The sequence below is a fragment of the Aeromonas sp. 600886 genome (assembly GCF_049174935.1).
GTDB lineage: Bacteria > Pseudomonadota > Gammaproteobacteria > Enterobacterales > Aeromonadaceae > Aeromonas > Aeromonas veronii_A.
The window spans coordinates 36,919-57,136 of sequence record NZ_JAAKUB010000024.1 but is presented as its reverse complement, the minus strand read 5'-3'; the positions used below and the strand labels follow the sequence as shown (position 1 = coordinate 57,136).

The following is a 20,218-nucleotide window of genomic DNA, read 5'->3' as shown; positions in this document are numbered from 1 at the left end:
TAAATGTTTTTCCTGCTGCCTGTAAATTAACTGTTTCTATTATTTCGTTGATTAATATCCTGGGACAGAGGAAAAAAATGGCATTAACTGGATTTTTATGACGTGTGGGGAAGGGTGTGAGCTGGCTCGCATAACTGCAGGGTGGCGTGACCAGGGAGGCTAAATGATATTAATCATTATAATTCAGCGTGTTATTCTTCGATGTTGAGTTAAATGACCGATTTTGTGAGTCGTACCGGGCTCTACATGGTCAGATGAGCTGAAAAAAAGGGCCCTGCTGGGCCCTTTGAACAGAGAGTGATGAGCCGATGGCCCACCAGGATCAGCGGTTGCTGGCGCGGGCAAAACGCCCTTCAGCCGTCACGCGATAATCGCCGGTGCTGGCGGGTACAAATGCAGATTGCCCTATGGTCAGTGTCAGACGCTCACCATCCTGGCCAATGAGGGTGATGGGCCCATCGATGGCGAACAGGATCTCGGCATTGCCGGTGGTGAGGGCATGTTCGCCTGCGCCATATACGCTGAAGGTGAAATCCGGTACCGGCACGTCGAAGTGCTGTACTGTGCCTTCCATGCGAGGGGTGAGCAGGATCTGGTCGTCCGGTTTGGCGACACAGCGGGTGCATGCCAGCAGCTCCGGCACATCCATGTATTTGGGGGTCAAACCGGCACGCAGCACGTTGTCGGAGTTGGCCATGATCTCGAGGCCAGTGCCGTGGATGTAGGCGTGGGGGGTCTGGGCGTCGAGGAACATCGCCTGACCCGGCTCAAGTGTTACCACGTTGAGCAGCAACGGCGAGAAGAGCCCCACATCCCCCGGGTACTGGTTGGCCAGCTTGCTGATGGTGGCGAAAGTCTCTTCATCCTGATGGGCGGCTGCATAGGCCAGCAGGCCAGCCAGCGCCTCGTCCTTGCGATCACCGCTGAGGATCAGCAACTGGTGGAAGAAGTGCCGCAGGCCAGCTTCATCCTGTGACTGGCGAAGCGCCGCGGTCAGGTCGACCAGTGCGGGCAGCGCCATGCGATCGAACAGGGCCAGGATGGCCGGGATGGCGCGAAAGCCGTTCATCGCCTGATAGCGGGTGAGGGCAAAGACCAGCTCCGGCTTGTGGTTCGGATCCTTGTAGTTGCGGTTGCTCGCCTTGATATCGATGCCTGCGGCTTCTTCTTTGGCAAAACCGGCTTCGGCCTGTGCCTTGCTCGGGTGTACCTGAATGGAGAGGGCTTGCTCGGCGCAGAGCACCTTGAACAGGAAGGGGAGTGAGCCGAAACGAGCCTGGGTAGCTTCGCCCAGCATGGCGACGGGGTTGGCGTCAATCAGGCTGGAAAGCTTCACGGTCTCGCCTGCCAGGGTCACTTCGGAGCAGCCATTGGGGTGAGCGCCCATCCACAGTTCAGCTTGTGGTTTGCCTTCGGGATTTTTGATGCCAAACAGCGTGGTCAGGGAGTCACGACTGCCCCAGACATAATCCTGGATCGGGTTGCACATTAGAAAAAACGGCGGGTAGCTCATGGATGGCTCCTTGTATCAGAACGATTTTTTGGGAATTTCAGTCTGGCGCGGACTATAGCATGGCAGGGGCAGCGCACCGCAATCGGTTGCTCTCTGCATCTTGATCAGGATCATTCATGAGTATCATCTTTACCCAGCTGTTGGACGGCTTTCTAAGTGAGGGGGGAGGCTTTGAGAAGGTGTTGTTTGCCTCTGACAAAGGGGTGCCTCCCTGCTTCAGTTATCAGGTCAATTTTCCGCGTCTCGAGCTGGTATTCAGTGGTCATTATCTCAACCAGATCTGGTCCCCGGAAGGGGATGTGCAGTCGGTACAGATGGGGCCGCGGGAGGCGATGTACATTCCCCCCAACGGCTGGAACAAGCCGGATTGGGACAATGACTGTTCCGTGCTCAGCCTGTTGTTCGGCAAGCGTCAGATAGGGTTCAGTCTGGTGAGCAAGCACAAGGGAGACACCGGCTTCTTCGATGTGCAGAAGCACAGTATTCAGGCCGGTGCCGGACGGGCGCTCGATCATATCCTGCTCTCCCTCAACACCCTTGCGCAGGAGCCGATAAGGGCACCGATGGACAATCACCTGCTGCAGGCGCTGCTCAGTTACTCACGGCAGTTGCTGGTGGAGTCGGAGAGCGGTCGTCCTCGTGGCTCCGATCTTTTTCACGGCATCTGCATCTACATTCAGGAAAATTTCCACCGCCCCATCAGTCGCGAATGCATCGCCGCCCGCTTCAATCTCTCCCCCAGCCATCTCTCACGCCTGTTCCGCCAGCAGGGGCACATGCGGCTAGCGGACTACATCAGCTGGGTGCGGCTGGAGCGGGCCAAGTTTATGCTGAAAAAGTATCGCTTCCGTCTCGAAGAGGTCGCCAATCGCTGTGGGTTTACCGACGTGAACTACTTCTGCCGGGTGTTCAAACAGAAGACCGGCTTGACCCCTTCCCAGTACCGTTCCCTGAGTCAGCCGCAGGCGGCGGCCAGCGAGCTGGAAGAATAACGGGGCGGGGTCGGCAAGGCGTTGTGACGGCGCACTGGCGGGTGGCTACCTCTTTGGTCTGACATGCTTTCTTGTCGTTTTATTATGAAAATGAATGGGCTAAGATGGCCGCGCGCAACAAACAAGTTGATAACAAACGGAAGTTAGGAGATGCCGATGGAAAGCAAAGTAGTAATCCCGACCCAGGGTCAGAAAATCACAGTCGATGCCAACGGCAAGCTGCAGGTTCCCAACCATCCGATCATTCCGTTTATTGAAGGGGATGGCATCGGTGTTGACGTAACCCCTGCCATGTTGAATGTGGTGAATGCTGCGGTCGAGAAAGCCTACAAGGGCGAGCGCAAGATCGCCTGGATGGAGATCTACACCGGCGAGAAATCGACTCATGTCTATGGCGAAGGTGCCTGGCTGCCGGCCGAAACCCTGGATTTCATTCGCGAATACTGCGTGGCCATCAAGGGCCCGCTGACCACCCCGGTCGGTGGCGGTATCCGCTCCCTCAACGTGGCCCTGCGTCAGGAGCTGGATCTCTACATCTGCCTGCGCCCGGTGCGTTACTACGACGGCACCCCGAGCCCGGTGAAGCGTCCTGATCTGACCGACATGGTGATCTTCCGCGAGAACGCCGAAGACATCTACGCCGGTATCGAGTGGAAGGCCGACAGCGCCGAAGCAAACAAGGTAATCGCCTTCCTGCAAAACGAGATGGGCGTGAAGAAAATTCGCTTCCCCGAATCCTGCGGGATCGGCATCAAGCCCATGTCCAAGGCCGGTACCGAGCGCCTGGTCCGTGCCGCCATCGAGTATGCCATCGACAACGATCGCGACTCAGTGACCCTGGTGCACAAGGGCAACATCATGAAGTTCACCGAAGGTGCCTTCAAGGATTGGGGTTATGCCCTGGCCCAGAACGAGTACGGTGCCCAGCTGATTGACGGCGGCCCCTGGTGCTCCTTCAAGAACCCGAAAACCGGCAAGACCATCGTCATCAAGGATGTCATCGCCGACGCCTTCCTGCAGCAGATCCTGCTGCGTCCGGCCGAGTATGACGTCATCGCCTGTATGAACCTCAACGGTGACTACATCTCCGATGCGCTGGCTGCTCAGGTGGGCGGTATCGGTATCGCGCCGGGTGCCAACATCGGTGATGGCGTGGCTCTGTTCGAGGCAACTCACGGTACTGCACCGAAATATGCCGGTCAGGACAAGGTCAACCCGGGCTCGCTGATCCTCTCCGCCGAGATGATGCTGCGCCACATGGGCTGGGTCGAAGCGGCCGATCTCATCATCAAGGGGATGGAAGCGGCGATCCGCAACAAGACCGTCACCTATGACTTCGAGCGTCTGATGGAAGGGGCCACCCTGCGCTCCTGTTCCCAGTTTGCTCAGGACATGATCGACCAGATGTAATCTGCTGCTTGCCAGAAACGCAAAACCGGCGCCATGTGCGCCGGTTTTTTTATCGCGAAAGAGTGCAGGGGCTTATTGCGCCTGCTCTACGTGTTGCTGATAGCGTTGCTGCCATTTGCTGGTTTCTGCTTCATCACCCTGGGCCTTCCAGAAGGCGCAGATGGTGTTGGCAAGTTCCGAAGCCATCGCGTGATCTCCGTCACGTCGGCTCATCAGATAATCTCCCAGCCAGCTTTGATATTGTTTCATTACCCGATCTCCTTATCTCATGTGCCCTTGAAGGTGCCCACCTTGACGGGAGCCTGTCGGCTCATCTTGGGGGGAACATCATCAGGCATGATGGTGCAAAGTCACGACCCGGGCAGAGAGCCCGATGGGCAATCTGGCGGCGAACGTGACGCGAGATGTCAAAAAATGAGCGCCATTTTAGCACAAACTGACCAACTTGGGGAAATTGTCGCCATGGATTGCGACAGAACTGCCCATCCCCTTGTTCTCAAAACAGAAAACCCGCCGTGAGGACGCGGTTGGTTTGGATGAAACCCAGGGAAACAGGGTGGGGAACCCTGTTGTGTCCGGTTGCATCGACGAGCTCGACACTTGGTTCTGGATGAGCAGTGTCATGGACTCAAGAAATGGTAGAGGGGGCATGCAAAAGGGCGTTATGCGGGAACTTGCTATGCGCGAAGCAATAGGGGGCAGCCTTGCTGCCAACAGATGGCTGGCAGCAAGGTGACGGTCGGGATCAGGTGGTCTTTTCCAGATGGTTCTGGTAAATCTGCTGCCACTTGTCCAGTTCGGTTTCATCTCCCTGTTGTTGCCAGAACTCGCAGATGGAACTCGCCATCTCGCATGCCATGGCGTGGTCGCCGTCACGGCGACTCATCAGGTATTGCCCCAGCCAGTTTTGATACTGTTTCATTGGATGATCTCCTTATCTATTTAACCCTTGATACTGCTGCTGTGAGCCACCCGTCCGGCAGTGCTGTCACAGCCACTTTCGCTGCTTCGCTTATTGTCAATCAGGACAGATAGCGTATGAGAAAAGCGCGAAAGTGCTAAAAATTGGCCACCACCTTATCACAAAATGGTATGAAAGGCAGGTTTGGGGCCAATTGAGTTTTCAGTGCAGGGGATTATCTCGACCTGGCGACAGGGATTGACGGAGTCCAGCAGTATAACGGACAGGTGTTTGAACCCCTTTACTGGGTTACCCGACGTGCTTGCCAATAGCGGCTGTTCCAGTAGACATTGTCGAGTCTCGAACGGATTACACCCTTGCTCGTGGAGGCGTGGATAAACACGCCGGCACCGGTATAGACCCCCACATGGTACTGCTGCCAGCCGGTTTTGAAGAAGACCAGATCCCCGTGTTGCAGCCGGTAGCGATCCACCGGTTTGCCGATACTGGCCTGGGATTCGGTGGTTCTTGGCAAGTTGACTCCCAGCACCTGATTGTAGGCGAGCTGGGTGAAGGCGGAGCAGTCGAGTCCGGCGCGGTTGGTGCCGCCCATCCGGTAGGGGACGCCACGCCACTGCTGGTAGAAACCGTCAAAGGCACTGCTCTGCTGGCGGGGCGGCGGTGGCTCTGGCGTGCTGGAGCAGGCGGCCAGCAGCAGGGTCAGCAGGGATAGCATCAGCTTGCGGTACATCGGAGAGCTCTCCACAACGGGGTCTACCAATAGAGACGTCTGTTAACCGCCACCCCGGACAGAATATGGTGACGGCCGCCAGTGGCGTGACAACTTTTCCATCATAAACAGGGATCTGGCTTGATACCTAGTCCCGAAAGGAGAAAATGCGGCAAGTGAGCGAAAAACGCCAGCCTGCGGCTGGCATTCGGGGTCAGTGGGCGGGATTGATCAGTGGGGTAAGCAATTCGGCCAGCTTATAGAAGGTTTGCACCCGGGTGGTACTGGGACGCCAAACCATGCCGATCTCGCGATAGGATTTTTCCCCCGGCAGGGGAATGGCGACCAGATCCGAATTGGCAAGAATGCCGGCGTCGATGGCCATCTGAGGCAGGAAGGTAGTGCCAAGTCCCGCCTCGACCATCTGCACCAGAGTGTGCAGGCTGGTGGCGGCAAAGGGATTGATCTTGCTCTTGTCCCGCAGACGGCAAGCGCTCACTGCGTGCTCGGTGAGGCAGTGCTCCCGCTCCAGCAGGAAGATGCTCTGGTTTGGCAGCTCCTTGTAGTCGAACGGGGTGTGCAGACCGGCCGCCATGCTGGCGGGCATCACCATGTGGAACGGATCCTGGCCGACGGTCTTGCAGTGAAAACCACCGATCTCGATGGGGAGAGCGAGGATCAGCAAGTCGAGCTGACCTTGTTCCAGCTGCTTGAGCAGATTGCTGGTGGTGTCTTCCCGCAGTAACAATTCGAGGTCAGGATAGGTTTTGCTGCATACTTTCAGCAGTTTGCTGAGCAGGAAGGGGGCGATGGTGGGAATACAGCCCAGACGCACGGTCCCCTGCATCACACCACCCTGGTGTTGACCTAGTTCCATCAGATCTCGCGCATCGGAGAGCAAATTGCGAGCGCGCTCGACGATTTCCATGCCGACCGGGGTCATAATGAAGCTCTTGTGGTCCCGCTCCACCAGTTGCAGGTTCATCATCTCTTCCAGCGTCTGGATCCCGGTACTCAGGGTCGACTGGCTGACATGACAGGCCTTGGCTGCGCGGTTGAAGTTCTTGTGCTCGTCGAGAGCGACCAGATATTGCAGCTGTTTGAGGCTGGGCCAACGTTGCATAGGAAAATCCGATTAATGCTATCTATTTAATTTGATTTAACTAATCTACCACCGGGTCTATAGTTTGTCGCTTGAATTAGACGGACTAGGCTCTTGGTAGCCCAATCCTGACTGGATTGTTCACTTCACTTAAAGAGGAATTGAATATGGTATTGGTAGGCCGTCCCGCACCCGATTTTACCGCCGCAGCCGTTCTGGGTAATGGCGAGATCGTTGATTCGTTCACCCTCTCATCCCACATCAAAGGCAAGGCAGCCGTCCTGTTCTTCTATCCGCTCGACTTCACCTTCGTCTGCCCGTCCGAGCTGATTGCCTTCGATCACCGTCTGGAAGAGTTCAACAAGCGTGGCGTGGAAGTGATCGGTGTTTCCATCGATTCCGAGTTCTCTCACAACGCCTGGCGCAACACCAAGATCGAAGACGGCGGCATCGGCCCAGTCAAGTACCCCTTGGTTGCCGACATCAAGCACGAGATCTGCAAAGCCTATGATGTCGAGCACCCGGAAGCCGGTGTGGCGTTCCGTGGCTCCTTCCTGATCGACAAAAACGGTGTTGTTCGTCACCAGGTAGTCAACGATCTGCCGCTGGGTCGCAACATCGACGAGATGCTGCGTATGGTGGATGCCCTGCAGTTCCACGAAGAGCACGGCGAAGTGTGCCCGGCTCAGTGGGAGAAAGGCAAGAAAGGCATGACCGCCTCCCCGGATGGCGTTGCCAAGTATCTGTCCGAGAACGCCGCTTCCCTGTAATCGGGTCTGCGTGCCGGATAGTGAAAAACCGATGCCCAGGCATCGGTTTTTTTATGGCCGTTGTTTGGCTGTCTGGTTCTGTCCCATTGCTCGGCAGGATTGTCGTTGCCGGCAGCGCGCCGATAAACGGCAGTCATAAAAAAGCGCGTCCTTTGGCGCGCTTTTGACATGGGGGGCGGGACTACTCGTCAAAGATACCGAAGTGTTCTTTGGCAAAGTTGACCCGCTGCGCCACGCTCATCTTGACCTGTCCCAGCTTCTCGATGGTCTTGAGGTTGGGCACCAGGCCACGACCGTTGGCGATTTGAATGGCCAGACCCGGGCGGGCGTTGAGCTCCAGCAGCATGGGGCCGCGGAACTTGTCCAGCACCATGTCGGTACCGATGTAGCCCAGACCAGACATCTCGTAACAGGAGGCGGCCAGGGTGAGCAGGGTATCCCAGTGGGGTACCTTGAGCTCATAGAGGTCGAGGCCGGTATCCGGGTGGTGTCGCAGCGGATTGCCAAACTGCACCGCCCGCAGCGCGCGGCCGGTACGCAGGCACAGACCCACCCCAACGGCGCCCTGGTGCAGGTTCGCCTTGCCATCGGAGGCCGAGGTGGAGAGGCGCATCATCGCCATCACCGGGAAGCCTTTGAAGATGATCACCCGGGCATCGGGCACCCCTTCGAACGAGTAGCCGTCGAATACGTCATCGAAGTTGATAAGGCCTTCGACCAGCGCTACGTCTGGCTTGCCACCAAGCGAATAGAGCCCCGCCAGAATGTTGGAGACATGGCGCTCCAGATCCTGGCCGTTGCAGGCGCTGCCGTTGGGTTTGTAGAAGAGACCATCTTCCTGACGGAGGATCACCAGGATCCCCTTGCCGCCAGAGCCACGGGCCGGCTTGATGCAGAAGCCCGGCCAATCTTTTACCAGCTCGGTGATGCGACCTACATCGTGCTGGGCACGGATGGTGCCGATCAGCTCAGGCACCGTCACGCCTGCATCCAGCGCAATTTGCTTGGTCTGCAGCTTGTCATCCACCAGCGGATAGAGGCTGCGCGGATTGTAGCGGCTGATGTAGGAGTGGTTGCGCTTGTTCATTCCGAGGATGCCTGCCTGCGACAGGCTCCACGGAGTAGTGTACTTTTCCCAGAACCACATCTGTTACTTGTCCTTACCCGGGGTGGCGCCAGACTTGATCTCGTCCACCAGCGGCTTGAAGCGCTTCAGCTCGCTCAGCTTGTAGCCGGTGTAGTTACCCATCAACAACACGGTCGCCATCAGTACCAGCTGCAGGCCGAGGAAGTTGAACGTGAGGTGACGGATCAGTTCGTTGTCCATGGCCAGATAGGCGATGATGGCCACCAGCAGGGAGCCACCGCCCTGACGGAACACCTCTTTCGGGCCCTCTTCTTCCCACAGGATGGACATCCGCTCGATGGTCCAGGAGAGGATGATCATCGGGAAGAAGGTGATCTTCATACCGTCGGTCAGCCCCAGCTTGAAGGCAAAGGCAGAGAAGATACCGATCATCGAGATCACCATGATGATGATGGCCGATATTCGGGCGACCAGCAGCAGGTTGAGCCGTGACAGATAGGAGCGGATCACCAGACCTGTGCCGACGATCAGCAGGAAGCCCACCAGACCGGTGATCAGCTGGGTCTGGATAAAGGCGACGGCGATCAGCACCGGCATAAAGGTACCGGAGGTCTTGATGCCGACAATCACGCGCAAGAACACCACCATCAGCACGCCGATCGGGATCAGCAGCAAGCCCTTGAACAGGGTCTGCTCTTCCAGCGGCAGGCTGTGGATAGAGAAGTTCATCATCTCTGATTTTTCAAACTTCTGGGCCAGCGCTACGCTGACCGGCTGCTCCTGCTCGATCATCGAGAAGCTGACACGGGAGTTGTGACCACCGGTCACATCCAGCAGGGCGCCGGAGTTGTACTCCCACAGCAGCAGGTTGGCCGGACGGCCCTGTTCACCGGTTTGCGGGTTGAACAGCTTGTAGTCGGTCGGGCTGTTGAATACCTGCAGGTAATCCACCAGCTCCTGACGACGGCGGCCATCTTCCAGATTCAGAGCATGCACCACGCGGGTGGGGACGTCAGCATTGTTGAGCAGCTCGGCGATCAGGTTGGCACGGCTCTTGTGCTTTTTCAGCAGCTCGGCGTTCTGCTCCTGCTTCTCGATCTCCTTGATGATCTCGCGAGTCAGGGTGTAGCCGTCGGCAGAGCGCTCCTGGGCCCGCTCGAGGATCTGCTTCATCGCGGTGGCATAAGGCTCACTCTCGATCTGCTTCTCGATGGCAGGCGGCTGCGGATTGGCGGCCGGTTTGGCATGGGCATCTGCCATCATGTCGACGCGGTAGTAGAGCTCCTGACGGCCGGAGGCGGTGCGGATGGACCACTCGGCGCGGGCATCGCCATCTTTCTCGACAAAGGAGAGGCCGTAGCCGGGGCTGGCGGCGTTCTCGTTCATCAGGGTGAAACCGGGCTGGGTGCCCGGAATGGCCAGGGAGGCGATCACCGGCTCACCGGTTGCCTCAAACTCCAGCTTGGCTTCGATGGACCAGATCTGGCGCTTTTCACCGGGCGTCAGCGGCACATCCAACGCGATATGGTGATAGATCGTCATCCCCAGGCCGACAATGTACAGCAGGGCTACCAGCAAATAGAACGGCTTACGGGAAACCATGGATTATTTCACATCCTTGAGCTTGGGTTTGGGTTGGATATATTCGCGGGCTACATCAACCACGGCGATGTCTTTCAAAAATTCGCGACCCAGCAGCACCGGGAAGGTCATGTCGCTGCGGTCCTTCAGGGTAAATTCGGCTTTCTCGGTCATGTCGCCAATCCGTACCGCCAGACGGACCACCGGACGGCGGTCGAGATCGTCGGCAGAGGCCTGACGCACCCGCACATGGCGTACCAGCGGCGCTTCGATCTGGATCTTGTCATCCACATCCTGATGACTCAGGAAGAAGCGCACCCAGTTTTTGCCATTGCGTTCGAAAATGGTGATCTCCTGGGCACTGATGGAGGAGGTGGTCGCACCGGTATCGACCCGCGCCTGGAAGGCGTCGTTGGCGGCATCAACCCAGATCCACTCCGCTTCACCGACCATCAGCTTGCCATCGATGGTGTGGCCCTGATTGGGGGCCGGGCACTTCTCGGTGGGGATGGCCATCGGTTTGGGTGGCTCGGAGGGGAGAGCTGCGAGCTTGTGATCTACTTGCTTGACGGACTCTTTCATATTGGTGACATCTGTGTTGAGCTGAACCAGCAGGTGCTGTTGCTGCACATACTGCTTCTGTTGCTGTTCCATGGATGTTTGCAGGCGCAGCTCGCTCTGGCTCAGCTCGCTACGAAGCTCGGCCAGCGTCAGAGCGGGAACCTGAGGCGTTTTTTCCATATTGACACACCCGCCGAGACTGAGCAGGGAGAGCAGGGTCATTCCTTTTAATTTGCTTTTCATGTCATTCATTTAACTGTGCTTCCTGGAATTGGGTCAGTGTAACTTCCACAAGCGCCACCGGCTAGTCTTTGGCCTTGCGGGCAATCAGTACGGCACGTTTCGGCGCCGGGTGTCCTTCTACCGTGAGTGCCGGATTGTCTGGATCCAGATAGTCACTCAGGGATTCATTAATCATCCAGTCGGTACGATGCTGTTCGTCGGTGCTGGTCATATTCTCGTCTACTATCCGTACGTCGGTGAAGCCGCAGCGCTCGACCCACAGCTTGAGGGCGCGGCTTGAGGGAATAAACCAGACGTTGCGCATCTTGCCGTAACGATCGGTGGGCATCAGCACGTCGTTGACCCCGCCGTCAATCACTAGCGTCTCCAGCACCAGCTCGCCATCATCTTTCAATTGATTGCGCAACTGCTCGATGTGCTCGATGGGGGATTTGCGGTGATAGAGCACCCCCATGGAGAAGACGGTGTCAAAGGCACGCAGTTCTGGCAGTTCCTGAATGCCGAGCGGCAACAGGTGGGCGCGCTGATCATTGCCCGCGAAGTGGCGAATGGCCTCGAACTGGCAGAGGAACAGCGGGCTCGGATCGATACCGACCGCGAGCTTGGCCCCTTCACCCACCATGCGCCAGAGGTGGTAGCCGCTGCCGCAACCCACATCCAGCACGTAACGTCCTTCGAGCGGGCTGATATGGGGCAGCACCCGATCCCACTTCCAGTCAGAACGCCACTCGGTATCGATGTGGATGCCGTGCACGGTGAACGGCCCCTTGCGCCAGGGCATGAAGTGGCGCAGCAGGCTCTCGACCTTCTTGCGCTCCCCTTCGCCAAGGCTCTCGGCCGAGCCAATCTCGACCCGGCTTTTCAGCTCGATGTTGCCGGGGGAGACCACCGGCAGCTTGTTGAGGGCGCGGTTCCAGTGCGGCAGATCGCCATGCTGGTTGTCATGTTGCCAGGTGTGCAGCTGGGCGGGCAGGGTATGCAGCCAGTGGCTCAGCCGGTTTTTGGCAATCAGTTGATAGAAATTGGCAAAGTCGATCATGGCTGGGCGTCGCTGGATTTGATGGCAATCATGGAGCCGAAGTTGAAGCACTGGAACCAGAGATCCTGATGGACGAAACCGGCATCCCGCAGGCGTGCCTGATGCACCGGCAGGCTGTCGGTGCGCATCACGTTCTCAAGGGCAGTGCGTTTCTGGCTGATCTCCAGCTCGCTGTAGCCATTGGCCCGCTTGAAGTCGAGATGCAGATCGATAAGCATCTCGTTGACCGGTTCATCTTCGAAGCGGAACTTTTCGCTCAGGATCAGGATCCCGCCCGGGCGCAGCCCATCGTGAATACGCTGGATCAGGGCGGCCCGTTTCTCTGGCTCGACAAATTGCAGGGTGAAGTTGAGCACCACCACGGAGGCGTTCTCGATCTCGATGTCGCAGATATCCGCCTCTACCAGCTCCACCGGCACCTCGGATTTGAAACCGGAGAGGTGGGCGCGGGCGCGTTCGATCATCGGGTGGGAGAGATCCACCGCGGTAATGCGGCAGCCGGGCTGGCTGACATGGCGACGCATCGCTTGGGTCGCGGCGCCCAGTGAGCAGCCGAGATCATAGAGTCGGCTCTCGGGTTGGGCGTAGCGGGCGGCCATCATGCCGATGGCAGAGATGATGTTGCTGTAACCCGGCACCGAGCGCTGGATCATATCGGGGAATACGTCGACGACCTGTTCGTCAAAACAGAAGTCGCCCAATCGGGCGATCGGGGCGGCAAAAATTTGGTCTTTGGTCTGCATGCTGGCGCAACCTGACAGTCGGGACATCACCCGGCTGTATTGTTCAATTGAGTCGTTGGATGATACCCATCAGAGTAGGTCAATCATCTGTTTACGAACGGGGTGGCTGGTCGTGAAATCCTTTGGACCTGTCCTGTTCGTACGGGCCATGTTCCGGACCCTTACTTGGGGCGGTAGTGTAGAGGATTGATGGCCGTTTGTCTTGACGCCAGGGCTTGCCACGCCACAAAAAAGCACTTTTTTTGCAGCGAAACGATGGCCGCAGAATGGGTTGGCTAAAAGCGCAGCACTCCCTGCCGTGCGCGATCGTTTTCCCCCGGCCAGGGGGCCATCTCCTGCTCCAGCAAGCGGGTGATCTGGCGGGCCAGCTCGGGGGCCTGGGCGTTGTCGGCAGTATGTATATAGAGGTAGAGATCTTTCCCCTCCGCGAGCCACTGGCGCCAGTGGGGGAGCCAGCTGGGCAGGAAGGGGTGATTGGCCGCCGGGTCCGGCAGGCCGATAAAGCGCACCATGGGGGCGTTGGCGGTAGCCAGCAGATGCACCGGCAGGCGCGGTTTCTTGCCCTGGGCATCGACAAGGGCTGGCGTGGTTGCTGGCACCGAGAAGAGTGGCCGGCTGTCGAGCATCACCCGGTTCACACCCTGTTCCATCAGCAGCCGGTTCAAGGCCCGCTCGGCCTCCCCCTTGGCGAAAAAGTCGGGGTGACGCACCTCGAGGGCGTAGCGAAACGCCCGTGGCAGCCGCTCGATAAAGGCCGCCAGTCTGGCCAGCCCCTGTGGCCCGAAACGGGCGGGCAACTGCAGGGTGAGCAGCCCCAGCTTGTCGTGCAGCGGGGCGAGCAGGCGAATAAAGTCGGCGAATTGCTTGTCTGCGCTGACTAGATCGCTTTGGTGGCTGATGGTTTGCGGAAACTTGAAGTTGAAACGAAAGTGATTAGGCACCGCATCGGCCCAGCGCTGTACCGTGTCCGGTGTCGGCAGGGCGTAGAAGGTGGTATTGCCCTCCACCGAATTGAACACGGTGGCGTAGTGGGCGAGGTGTTCGGCAGGCTTGGCGCCAAGGCCCAGTAGCTGGCCGGGCCAGCCGGGGTGGGACCACTGTGGCAGGCCCAAATAGAGGCTCATGGTGGCTATTCTCTTCGCTCTTGGTGCATTCGTGCCGATTTTTTGCCCGCTTTTTGCCATCGAGTGCAAAAAACTGGCGAAAGGAGGCTGCTGGCCATTTTACCCAAAAGGGGGTTTTCCTCTATAATGCCAGCCCTTTTGTTTTTCAATTTCTTGTGACCCATGCCTATCTACGAATATCGTTGCGACGTCTGTGGCCATGAATTGGCAAAACTGCAAAAGCTTTCCGATGCCCCCCTGACCGACTGTCCGGCCTGTAGCAAGCCGAATCTGGTCAAGCTGATATCGGCGGCAGGCTTCCGGCTCAAGGGAACCGGATGGTACGAGACTGATTTCAAACCGGGTAAGAAAAAGAATCTGGCCAGCTGTGAGACAGACGGTGCTTGCCAGTCGTGCCCGGCGGCCCAAGGTTAACCGTCTCTCTACAATTTCGAAGGAAGAAGTCCATGCGCTCTATCTATTGCGGACAGGTCAATGAGGCCCATGCAGGGCAGACCATTACATTGTGCGGTTGGGTTCATCGTCGTCGTGATCTCGGCGGTCTGATCTTTATCGATATGCGCGACCGGGAAGGGATCGTTCAGGTGTTCTTCGATCCGGACAAGCCGGACGCGTTCGCCCTGGCCTCCGAGCTGCGCGGCGAGTTCTGCATCCAGGTGACCGGCGTGGTGCGCACCCGTCCCGAGTCCCAGCGCAACAGCGACATGGCCACTGGCGCCATCGAAGTGTTCGCCCACGAACTCAACATCATCAACCGTGCCGAGCCGCTGCCGCTGGACTTCAATCAGGTCAACAGCGAAGAGATCAGCCTCAAGTATCGCTACCTGGATCTGCGTCGTCCCGAGATGGCCAAGTACCTGAAGACCCGTGCCAAGGCCAGCGCCTTCGTACGCCGCTTCATGGACGAGCACGGCTTCCTCGATATCGAGACCCCGATGCTGACCAAGGCCACCCCGGAAGGTGCCCGTGACTATCTGGTGCCGAGCCGCGTGCACAAGGGCAAGTTCTACGCTCTGCCGCAATCTCCCCAGCTGTTCAAGCAACTGCTGATGATGTCCGGCTTCGACCGTTACTACCAGATCGTCAAGTGCTTCCGTGACGAAGACCTGCGTGCCGACCGCCAGCCGGAATTCACCCAGATCGACGTGGAGACCTCCTTCATGACCGCGCCGCAGGTACGTGAAGTGATGGAAGAGATGATCCGTAAACTGTGGCTGCACATCCTGAACGTGGATCTGGGCGACTTCCCGATCATGACCTTTGACGAAGCCATGCGTCGCTACGGCTCCGACAAGCCGGACCTGCGTCTGCCGATGGAGCTGGTCGATGTGGCCGATCTGCTGACTGCTGTCGAGTTCGCCGTGTTCGCGGGCCCCGCCAACGATCCGAAAGGCCGTGTGGCAGCCCTGAAAGTACCGGGTGGTGCCGAGCTCTCTCGCAAGCAGATCGACGAGTACACCAAGTTTGTCGGTATCTACGGTGCCAAGGGCCTGGCCTGGATGAAGGTCAACGAAGCGGCCAATGGCATCGAAGGCGTGCAGTCTCCGGTTGCCAAGTTCCTCTCTGACTCCATCGTGCGCGAGATCCTGGCCCGTACCGGCGCGGCCGACGGCGACATCATCTTCTTCGGTGCCGACTCCAAGAAAGTGGTTTGCGATGCCATGGGCGCCCTGCGTCTGAAAGTGGGCCGTGATCTGGGTCTGCTGGAGAACAGCTGGAAGCCGCTGTGGGTCATCGACTTCCCGATGTTCGAGGAAGATGGCGAAGGCGGTCTGGCTGCCATGCACCACCCCTTCACCGCGCCGAGCAACATGAGCCCGGCCGAGCTGAAAGCCAACCCGGTGGGTGCTTACGCCAACGCCTACGACATGGTGATCAACGGTTACGAAGTGGGTGGCGGTTCTGTCCGTATCCACAACAGCGAGATGCAATCCACCGTGTTCGATATCCTGGGTATCACCCCGGCCGAGCAGCGCCTGAAGTTTGGCTTCCTGCTGGATGCGCTGAAGTACGGCACCCCGCCGCACGCCGGTCTGGCCTTCGGTCTGGACCGTCTCAGCATGCTGCTGACCGGCACCGAAAACATTCGGGACGTCATCGCCTTCCCGAAAACGACCGCGGCCGCCTGTCTGATGACAGACGCCCCCAGCCTTGCCAACGCCGCCCAACTGGGTGAGCTGGCGATTGCAACCACCATCAAGGGCGACGAGTAAGCCGATACCGGCACCGGAGGCCGCCGCCGTGCGGCCTCTGTGTTTCCCTTGGGTTAGTCATGATCAGTGTTACTGACATTTAAAAAATAACGGAGAGTCTCTATGGCAGGTCACAGTAAATGGGCCAACATCAAACACCGCAAGGCCGCTCAGGACGCCAAGCGTGGCAAGATCTTCACCAAGCTGATCCGCGAAATCACTACCTCCGCGCGTCTGGGTGATGCCGATCCGGCCAACAACCCGCGTCTGCGTGCTGCGGTGACTGCCGCCCTGACCAACAACATGACCCGCGACACCATCAACCGTGCCATTCAGCGTGGCGCCGGTGGTGGCGATGGCGAACAGCTCGAGACCATCGTGTACGAAGGTTACGGCCCGGCTGGCTCTGCCGTGATGGTAGAGTGCCTGACCGACAACCGCAACCGTACCGTAGCCGAAGTGCGTCACGCCTTCAGCAAGTGCGGTGGCAACCTGGGTACCGACGGCTCCGTCGCCTATCTGTTCAGCAAGAAAGGTCTGCTGACTTTCGTTGGCGTGGACGAAGATGCCCTGATGGACGCCGCGCTGGAAGCGGGTGCTGATGACGTGGTGACCGAAGAAGATGGCACCATCGAGGTGTACACCACCCCGAACGACTTCGGTACTGTGCTGGATGGTCTGGAAGCTGCCGGCTTCAAGGCCCAGAGCGCTGAAGTGACCATGATCCCCTCCACCGAAGCGGAGCTGGATGCCGAGACCGCGCCCAAGCTGATGCGCCTCATCGACATGCTGGAAGATCTGGACGACGTGCAGGAGGTTTACCACAACGGTTCCATCTCCGATGAAGTCGCTGCGACCCTCTGATCGCTGAATTGTGCTCTCCCGATGGCAGCCAGATGGCTGCCATTTTTTTATCTTTGCATCGTGGCAACTGCTGATGTGTCGGTTGCGCAACTGTTGCTGCAACTCTCTTCACTGACAGTCTTTCCCGCTTTCTCTGCGCATTATCATTGCTCTATTCATGCCAGTCGGTTGGCCCTGTACGTACGCCAGTCGGCAGTTCTGCTGCATTGCGTTAGCGATGCTCCGCTTATTCTGTTTATCACTCCTTTAGCTCTGTAGATGGGGTTCACTGCTCGCAACGACCCGTCAGGATAATTGCGTTGCGGGTAGGGGAGAGGAGGTGATGGGGCGTGCTCTTGTTATCACAGGGGCCCATCAATACAGAGTCACAGGTTGGGATGTCGATAACGGATTGGCTGGGGCGAGTTGGGTGGTTGGTTGGTTGGTTGGTCTGGAAGATAGGTGCTGCACTTGCGCAGTCGTCAGGGAGATGATGGCTGTGATTAGTTGCAGATAAAAAAAGCCCGCGCAGTGCGCGGGCTTGTTATCTCAGGACTGGTTATCAGGCCTTGGATTTCTTCTTGCCTTCAACCTTGGCTTCAACCGGGGCAGCAGTTACCGGAGCGGCTTCGGTGAACGGACGACCGTAGTAGGAGTCCAGCAGAACCTGCTTCAGCTCGCTGATCAGCGGGTAGCGCGGGTTGGCGCCGGTGCACTGGTCATCGAAGGCTTCGATAGCCAGCTGGTCAACCTTGGCCAGGAAGTCAGCTTCAGTCACGCCAGCTTCGCGGATAGAGGCCGGGATACCCAAGGTAGCCTTCAGCTCGTCCAGCCAGGTCAGCAGCTTCTCGATCTTGGCTGCGGTGCGGTCACCGGCAGCAGTCAGACCCAGGTGGTCAGCGACTTCGGCGTAACGACGACGAGCCTGCGGGCGGTCGTACTGGGAGAACGCAGTCTGCTTGGTCGGGTTGTCGTTCGCGTTGTAGCGGATGACGTTGCTGATCAGCAGGGCGTTAGCCAGACCGTGCGGAATGTGGAACTCGGCACCCAGTTTGTGAGCCATGGAGTGGCACACACCCAGGAAGGCGTTGGCGAACGCGATACCGGCGATGGTGGCAGCATTGTGCACCTTCTCACGAGCGATCGGGTCGTTGGCACCGTTCTGGTAGCTGGACGGCAGGTACTCTTTCAGCATTTTCAGGGCTTGCAGCGCCTGGCCGTCGGAGTACTCGTTAGCCAGTACGGAAACATAGGCTTCCATGGCGTGAGTCACGGCATCGATACCACCGAAGGCACACAGGGACTTCGGCATGCCCATGACCAGGTTGGCATCAACGATGGCCATGTTCGGGGTCAGCTCGTAGTCAGCCAGCGGATACTTCTGACCAGACACTTCATCGGTTACTACCGCAAACGGAGTGACTTCAGAGCCGGTACCGGAAGTGGTGGTGATACAGACCAGTTCGGCCTTCACGCCCATTTTCGGGAACTTGTAGATACGCTTGCGGATATCCATAAAGCGCATGGCCAGATCTTCGAACGCGGTGTTCGGGTGCTCGTACATCACCCACATGATCTTGGCTGCATCCATCGGTGAACCACCGCCCAGCGCCAGGATAACGTCCGGTTTGAAGGAGTTGGCCATCTCGGCACCCTTGCGAACCACAGCCAGGGTCGGGTCAGCTTCTACTTCGTAGAACACTTCCACTTCCATATTCTGTGCTTTCAGCAGGCTGACCAGTTCATCGGCGTAGCCGTTGTTGAACAGGAAGCGGTCAGTTACGACCATGGCACGCTTTTTACCTTCCAGGTCGCTCAGAGCGATCGGCAGGGAACCACGACGGAAGTAGATGGATTTCGGAAGTTTGTGCCACAGCATGTTTTCTGCCCGTTTTGCGACTGTCTTCTTGTTGATCAGGTGCTTCGGACCCACGTTTTCGGAGATGGAGTTACCGCTCCAGGAGCCGCAACCCAGGGTCAGGGACGGAGCCATTGCGAAGTTGTACAGGTCACCGATACCGCCTTGGGTAGACGGAGTGTTGATCAGGATACGCGCGGTCTTCATCTTGTCGCCGAAGTACTTGATGCGGTCAGCGTTGCGGTCCTGGTCGGTGTACAGACCTGAGGTGTGGCCGATACCACCGATGTTGACCATGTCACAGGCCATATCAACGGCGTTTTCGAAGCTGCTTGCACGGAACATACCGAGCAGCGGGGACAATTTCTCGTGAGCAAACTCATCTTCTGCACACAGCTTGACGCCTTCACCGATCAGGATCTTGGTATCAGCCGGTACAGTCACGCCTGCCATCTCGGCAATCTTGGTGGCTGGCTGGCCAACGATGTTGGCGTTCAGGGCACCGTTGATCAGGATGACTTTACGTACCTTGTCAGCATCTTCTTTGGAGAGCACGTGGCCCTTGTGGGATGCAAAGCGCTCTTTAACCTGGTCGTAGATGGCATCAACAACGATGACTGCCTGCTCGGAAGCACAGACCACGCCGTTATCGAAAGTCTTGGACATCAGGATGGAGGCAACGGCACGCTTCACGTCGGCGGTTTCGTCGATAACGATAGGTACGTTACCGGCACCCACACCGATAGCAGGCTTACCGGAGGAGTAGGCTGCTTTGACCATACCCGGGCCACCGGTGGCCAGGATCAGGTTGATGTCTTCGTGCTTCATCAGGGCGTTGGAGAGCTCAACAGACGGTTGGTCGATCCAGCCGATGATGTCTTTCGGCGCACCGGCGGCAACAGCGGCATCCAGTACCAGCTTGGCAGCGGTATTGGTGGAGTTCTTGGCGCGGGGGTGCGGGGAGAAGATGATGGCGTTGCGGGTCTTGAGCGCGATCATGGATTTGAAGATCGCAGTAGAGGTCGGGTTGGTGGTCGGAACGATACCACAGATGATACCTACCGGCTCGGCGATGGTGATGGTACCCATCTGATCATCTTCGCTCAGAATGCCGCAGGTCTTCTCGTCTTTGTACTTGTTGTAGATGTATTCGGAGGCGAAGTGGTTCTTGATAACCTTGTCTTCGATGATACCCATACCGGATTCTTCCACGGCCATCTGGGCCAGGGGGATACGGGCGTTGTTGGCGGCCAGGGCGGCGGCACGGAAGATCTTGTCTACCTGCTCTTGAGAGAAGCTGGCGAATTCACGCTGGGCTTCCTTAACGCGGGCGACCAGTGCATCCAGTTCAGCCAAATTGGTTACTGCCATGTTTATCTCCTGATTATTTGAAAACTGTTTAGTAAGACGTTGGCAATGCCCGGCAATTATAGTCGCCCTGTCAAGACGGTATCGTTGCAACAGCTTTTTCACATGCCTTACTAAATCGCTTTCTGAGTCGATTATAGAGCGGGGCTGACTCAGAAAAA

The 20,218-nt window shown here is 57.9% G+C and carries 18 protein-coding genes; 6 read left to right on the top strand and 12 right to left on the bottom strand.

Annotation, left to right across the window (positions count from 1 at the left end; translation table 11 throughout):
- Positions 1-322: 322 nt before the first annotated feature.
- Positions 323-1,513, bottom strand: coding sequence for a mannose-6-phosphate isomerase, class I (gene manA / locus G5179_RS17025; RefSeq protein ID WP_421258775.1), 1,191 nt, complete (start codon positions 1,511-1,513; stop codon positions 323-325).
- Between the two features lie 116 nt (positions 1,514-1,629).
- Here manA and G5179_RS17020 point away from each other — a divergent pair, with 116 nt between their 5' ends.
- Both G5179_RS17020 and icd read left to right on the top strand, forming a co-directional pair.
- Positions 1,630-2,505 (top strand): helix-turn-helix transcriptional regulator, encoded by an 876-nt coding sequence (locus tag G5179_RS17020; protein WP_421258774.1) that lies wholly within the window; start codon positions 1,630-1,632, stop codon positions 2,503-2,505.
- A gap of 156 nt (positions 2,506-2,661) precedes the next feature.
- Positions 2,662-3,915 (top strand): NADP-dependent isocitrate dehydrogenase, encoded by a 1,254-nt coding sequence (icd, locus tag G5179_RS17015; protein WP_005347179.1) that lies wholly within the window; start codon positions 2,662-2,664, stop codon positions 3,913-3,915.
- A 72-nt stretch (positions 3,916-3,987) separates the two neighbouring features.
- Here icd and G5179_RS17010 read toward each other — a convergent pair whose 3' ends face one another.
- From G5179_RS17010 to G5179_RS16995, 4 genes are all read right to left on the bottom strand, one after another.
- Complete coding sequence (locus tag G5179_RS17010) at positions 3,988-4,164, bottom strand: hypothetical protein (RefSeq protein ID WP_005337712.1); 177 nt, start codon at positions 4,162-4,164, stop codon at positions 3,988-3,990.
- A 496-nt stretch (positions 4,165-4,660) separates the two neighbouring features.
- On the bottom strand, positions 4,661-4,837 hold the full coding sequence (locus G5179_RS17005) for a hypothetical protein (protein WP_005347176.1): 177 nt from the start codon (positions 4,835-4,837) through the stop codon (positions 4,661-4,663).
- A 280-nt stretch (positions 4,838-5,117) separates the two neighbouring features.
- Positions 5,118-5,567, bottom strand: a complete 450-nt coding sequence (locus G5179_RS17000; RefSeq protein WP_421258773.1) for a C40 family peptidase — start codon at positions 5,565-5,567, stop codon at positions 5,118-5,120.
- A gap of 193 nt (positions 5,568-5,760) precedes the next feature.
- Positions 5,761-6,669, bottom strand: coding sequence for a hydrogen peroxide-inducible genes activator (locus G5179_RS16995; protein ID WP_216953260.1), 909 nt, complete (start codon positions 6,667-6,669; stop codon positions 5,761-5,763).
- Positions 6,670-6,815: 146 nt separating this feature from the next.
- Here G5179_RS16995 and G5179_RS16990 point away from each other — a divergent pair, with 146 nt between their 5' ends.
- Positions 6,816-7,418 carry a peroxiredoxin C gene (locus tag G5179_RS16990; RefSeq protein ID WP_216953261.1) on the top strand — a complete coding sequence of 201 codons (603 nt, stop codon included), beginning with the start codon at positions 6,816-6,818 and terminating at the stop codon, positions 7,416-7,418.
- A 181-nt stretch (positions 7,419-7,599) separates the two neighbouring features.
- On the opposite strand, the gene G5179_RS16985 is transcribed toward G5179_RS16990, so the two are convergent.
- The 6 genes from G5179_RS16985 to G5179_RS16960 all read right to left on the bottom strand — a co-directional run bounded on the left by G5179_RS16985 (position 7,600) and on the right by G5179_RS16960 (position 13,796).
- The gene (locus G5179_RS16985) at positions 7,600-8,565 is read right to left on the bottom strand and encodes an alpha-L-glutamate ligase-like protein (RefSeq protein WP_216953262.1); all 966 of its coding nucleotides are present in this window, start codon (positions 8,563-8,565) and stop codon (positions 7,600-7,602) included.
- Positions 8,566-8,568: 3 nt separating this feature from the next.
- Complete coding sequence (locus G5179_RS16980) at positions 8,569-10,107, bottom strand: inactive transglutaminase family protein (RefSeq protein ID WP_216953263.1); 1,539 nt, start codon at positions 10,105-10,107, stop codon at positions 8,569-8,571.
- Between the two features lie 3 nt (positions 10,108-10,110).
- Positions 10,111-10,899 carry an ATP-dependent zinc protease gene (locus G5179_RS16975; protein ID WP_227342371.1) on the bottom strand — a complete coding sequence of 263 codons (789 nt, stop codon included), beginning with the start codon at positions 10,897-10,899 and terminating at the stop codon, positions 10,111-10,113.
- A 52-nt stretch (positions 10,900-10,951) separates the two neighbouring features.
- Positions 10,952-11,929: a tRNA 5-methoxyuridine(34)/uridine 5-oxyacetic acid(34) synthase CmoB gene (gene cmoB / locus G5179_RS16970; RefSeq protein WP_421258772.1), complete on the bottom strand. Its 978-nt coding sequence runs from the start codon at positions 11,927-11,929 to the stop codon at positions 10,952-10,954.
- Positions 11,926-12,672 carry a carboxy-S-adenosyl-L-methionine synthase CmoA gene (gene cmoA, locus G5179_RS16965; protein WP_421258771.1) on the bottom strand — a complete coding sequence of 249 codons (747 nt, stop codon included), beginning with the start codon at positions 12,670-12,672 and terminating at the stop codon, positions 11,926-11,928. The genes cmoB and cmoA overlap by 4 nt, the downstream gene beginning before the upstream one ends.
- Before the next feature lie 275 nt (positions 12,673-12,947).
- Positions 12,948-13,796, bottom strand: a complete 849-nt coding sequence (locus G5179_RS16960) for a DUF72 domain-containing protein (RefSeq protein WP_421258770.1) — start codon at positions 13,794-13,796, stop codon at positions 12,948-12,950.
- A 162-nt stretch (positions 13,797-13,958) separates the two neighbouring features.
- Between G5179_RS16960 and G5179_RS16955 the strand changes: the two genes are divergently transcribed.
- The 3 genes from G5179_RS16955 to G5179_RS16945 all read left to right on the top strand — a co-directional run bounded on the left by G5179_RS16955 (position 13,959) and on the right by G5179_RS16945 (position 16,852).
- Complete coding sequence (locus G5179_RS16955; RefSeq protein WP_005337686.1) at positions 13,959-14,210, top strand: FmdB family zinc ribbon protein; 252 nt, start codon at positions 13,959-13,961, stop codon at positions 14,208-14,210.
- A gap of 32 nt (positions 14,211-14,242) precedes the next feature.
- Positions 14,243-16,009, top strand: coding sequence for an aspartate--tRNA ligase (aspS, locus tag G5179_RS16950; protein WP_421258769.1), 1,767 nt, complete (start codon positions 14,243-14,245; stop codon positions 16,007-16,009).
- Between the two features lie 102 nt (positions 16,010-16,111).
- Complete coding sequence (locus G5179_RS16945) at positions 16,112-16,852, top strand: YebC/PmpR family DNA-binding transcriptional regulator (RefSeq protein ID WP_005337681.1); 741 nt, start codon at positions 16,112-16,114, stop codon at positions 16,850-16,852.
- A gap of 541 nt (positions 16,853-17,393) precedes the next feature.
- Here the strand turns inward: G5179_RS16945 and adhE are convergent.
- Positions 17,394-20,060 carry a bifunctional acetaldehyde-CoA/alcohol dehydrogenase gene (gene adhE / locus G5179_RS16940; RefSeq protein WP_019446648.1) on the bottom strand — a complete coding sequence of 889 codons (2,667 nt, stop codon included), beginning with the start codon at positions 20,058-20,060 and terminating at the stop codon, positions 17,394-17,396.
- Positions 20,061-20,218: the final 158 nt, after the last annotated feature.

Excerpts from the sequence above, each read along its gene's own strand:
- manA (WP_421258775.1), bottom strand. The coding sequence starts at position 1,513 with ATGAGCTACCCGCCGTTTTTTCTAATGTGCAACCCGATCCAGGATTAT.
- G5179_RS17020 (WP_421258774.1), top strand. The coding sequence starts at position 1,630 with ATGAGTATCATCTTTACCCAGCTGTTGGACGGCTTTCTAAGTGAGGGG.
- icd (WP_005347179.1), top strand. The coding sequence starts at position 2,662 with ATGGAAAGCAAAGTAGTAATCCCGACCCAGGGTCAGAAAATCACAGTC.
- G5179_RS17010 (WP_005337712.1), bottom strand. The coding sequence starts at position 4,164 with ATGAAACAATATCAAAGCTGGCTGGGAGATTATCTGATGAGCCGACGT.
- G5179_RS17005 (WP_005347176.1), bottom strand. The coding sequence starts at position 4,837 with ATGAAACAGTATCAAAACTGGCTGGGGCAATACCTGATGAGTCGCCGT.
- G5179_RS17000 (WP_421258773.1), bottom strand. The coding sequence starts at position 5,567 with ATGTACCGCAAGCTGATGCTATCCCTGCTGACCCTGCTGCTGGCCGCC.
- G5179_RS16995 (WP_216953260.1), bottom strand. The coding sequence starts at position 6,669 with ATGCAACGTTGGCCCAGCCTCAAACAGCTGCAATATCTGGTCGCTCTC.
- G5179_RS16990 (WP_216953261.1), top strand. The coding sequence starts at position 6,816 with ATGGTATTGGTAGGCCGTCCCGCACCCGATTTTACCGCCGCAGCCGTT.
- G5179_RS16985 (WP_216953262.1), bottom strand. The coding sequence starts at position 8,565 with ATGTGGTTCTGGGAAAAGTACACTACTCCGTGGAGCCTGTCGCAGGCA.
- G5179_RS16980 (WP_216953263.1), bottom strand. The coding sequence starts at position 10,107 with ATGGTTTCCCGTAAGCCGTTCTATTTGCTGGTAGCCCTGCTGTACATT.
- G5179_RS16975 (WP_227342371.1), bottom strand. The coding sequence starts at position 10,899 with ATGAATGACATGAAAAGCAAATTAAAAGGAATGACCCTGCTCTCCCTG.
- cmoB (WP_421258772.1), bottom strand. The coding sequence starts at position 11,929 with ATGATCGACTTTGCCAATTTCTATCAACTGATTGCCAAAAACCGGCTG.
- cmoA (WP_421258771.1), bottom strand. The coding sequence starts at position 12,672 with ATGCAGACCAAAGACCAAATTTTTGCCGCCCCGATCGCCCGATTGGGC.
- G5179_RS16960 (WP_421258770.1), bottom strand. The coding sequence starts at position 13,796 with ATGAGCCTCTATTTGGGCCTGCCACAGTGGTCCCACCCCGGCTGGCCC.
- G5179_RS16955 (WP_005337686.1), top strand. The coding sequence starts at position 13,959 with ATGCCTATCTACGAATATCGTTGCGACGTCTGTGGCCATGAATTGGCA.
- aspS (WP_421258769.1), top strand. The coding sequence starts at position 14,243 with ATGCGCTCTATCTATTGCGGACAGGTCAATGAGGCCCATGCAGGGCAG.
- G5179_RS16945 (WP_005337681.1), top strand. The coding sequence starts at position 16,112 with ATGGCAGGTCACAGTAAATGGGCCAACATCAAACACCGCAAGGCCGCT.
- adhE (WP_019446648.1), bottom strand. The coding sequence starts at position 20,060 with ATGGCAGTAACCAATTTGGCTGAACTGGATGCACTGGTCGCCCGCGTT.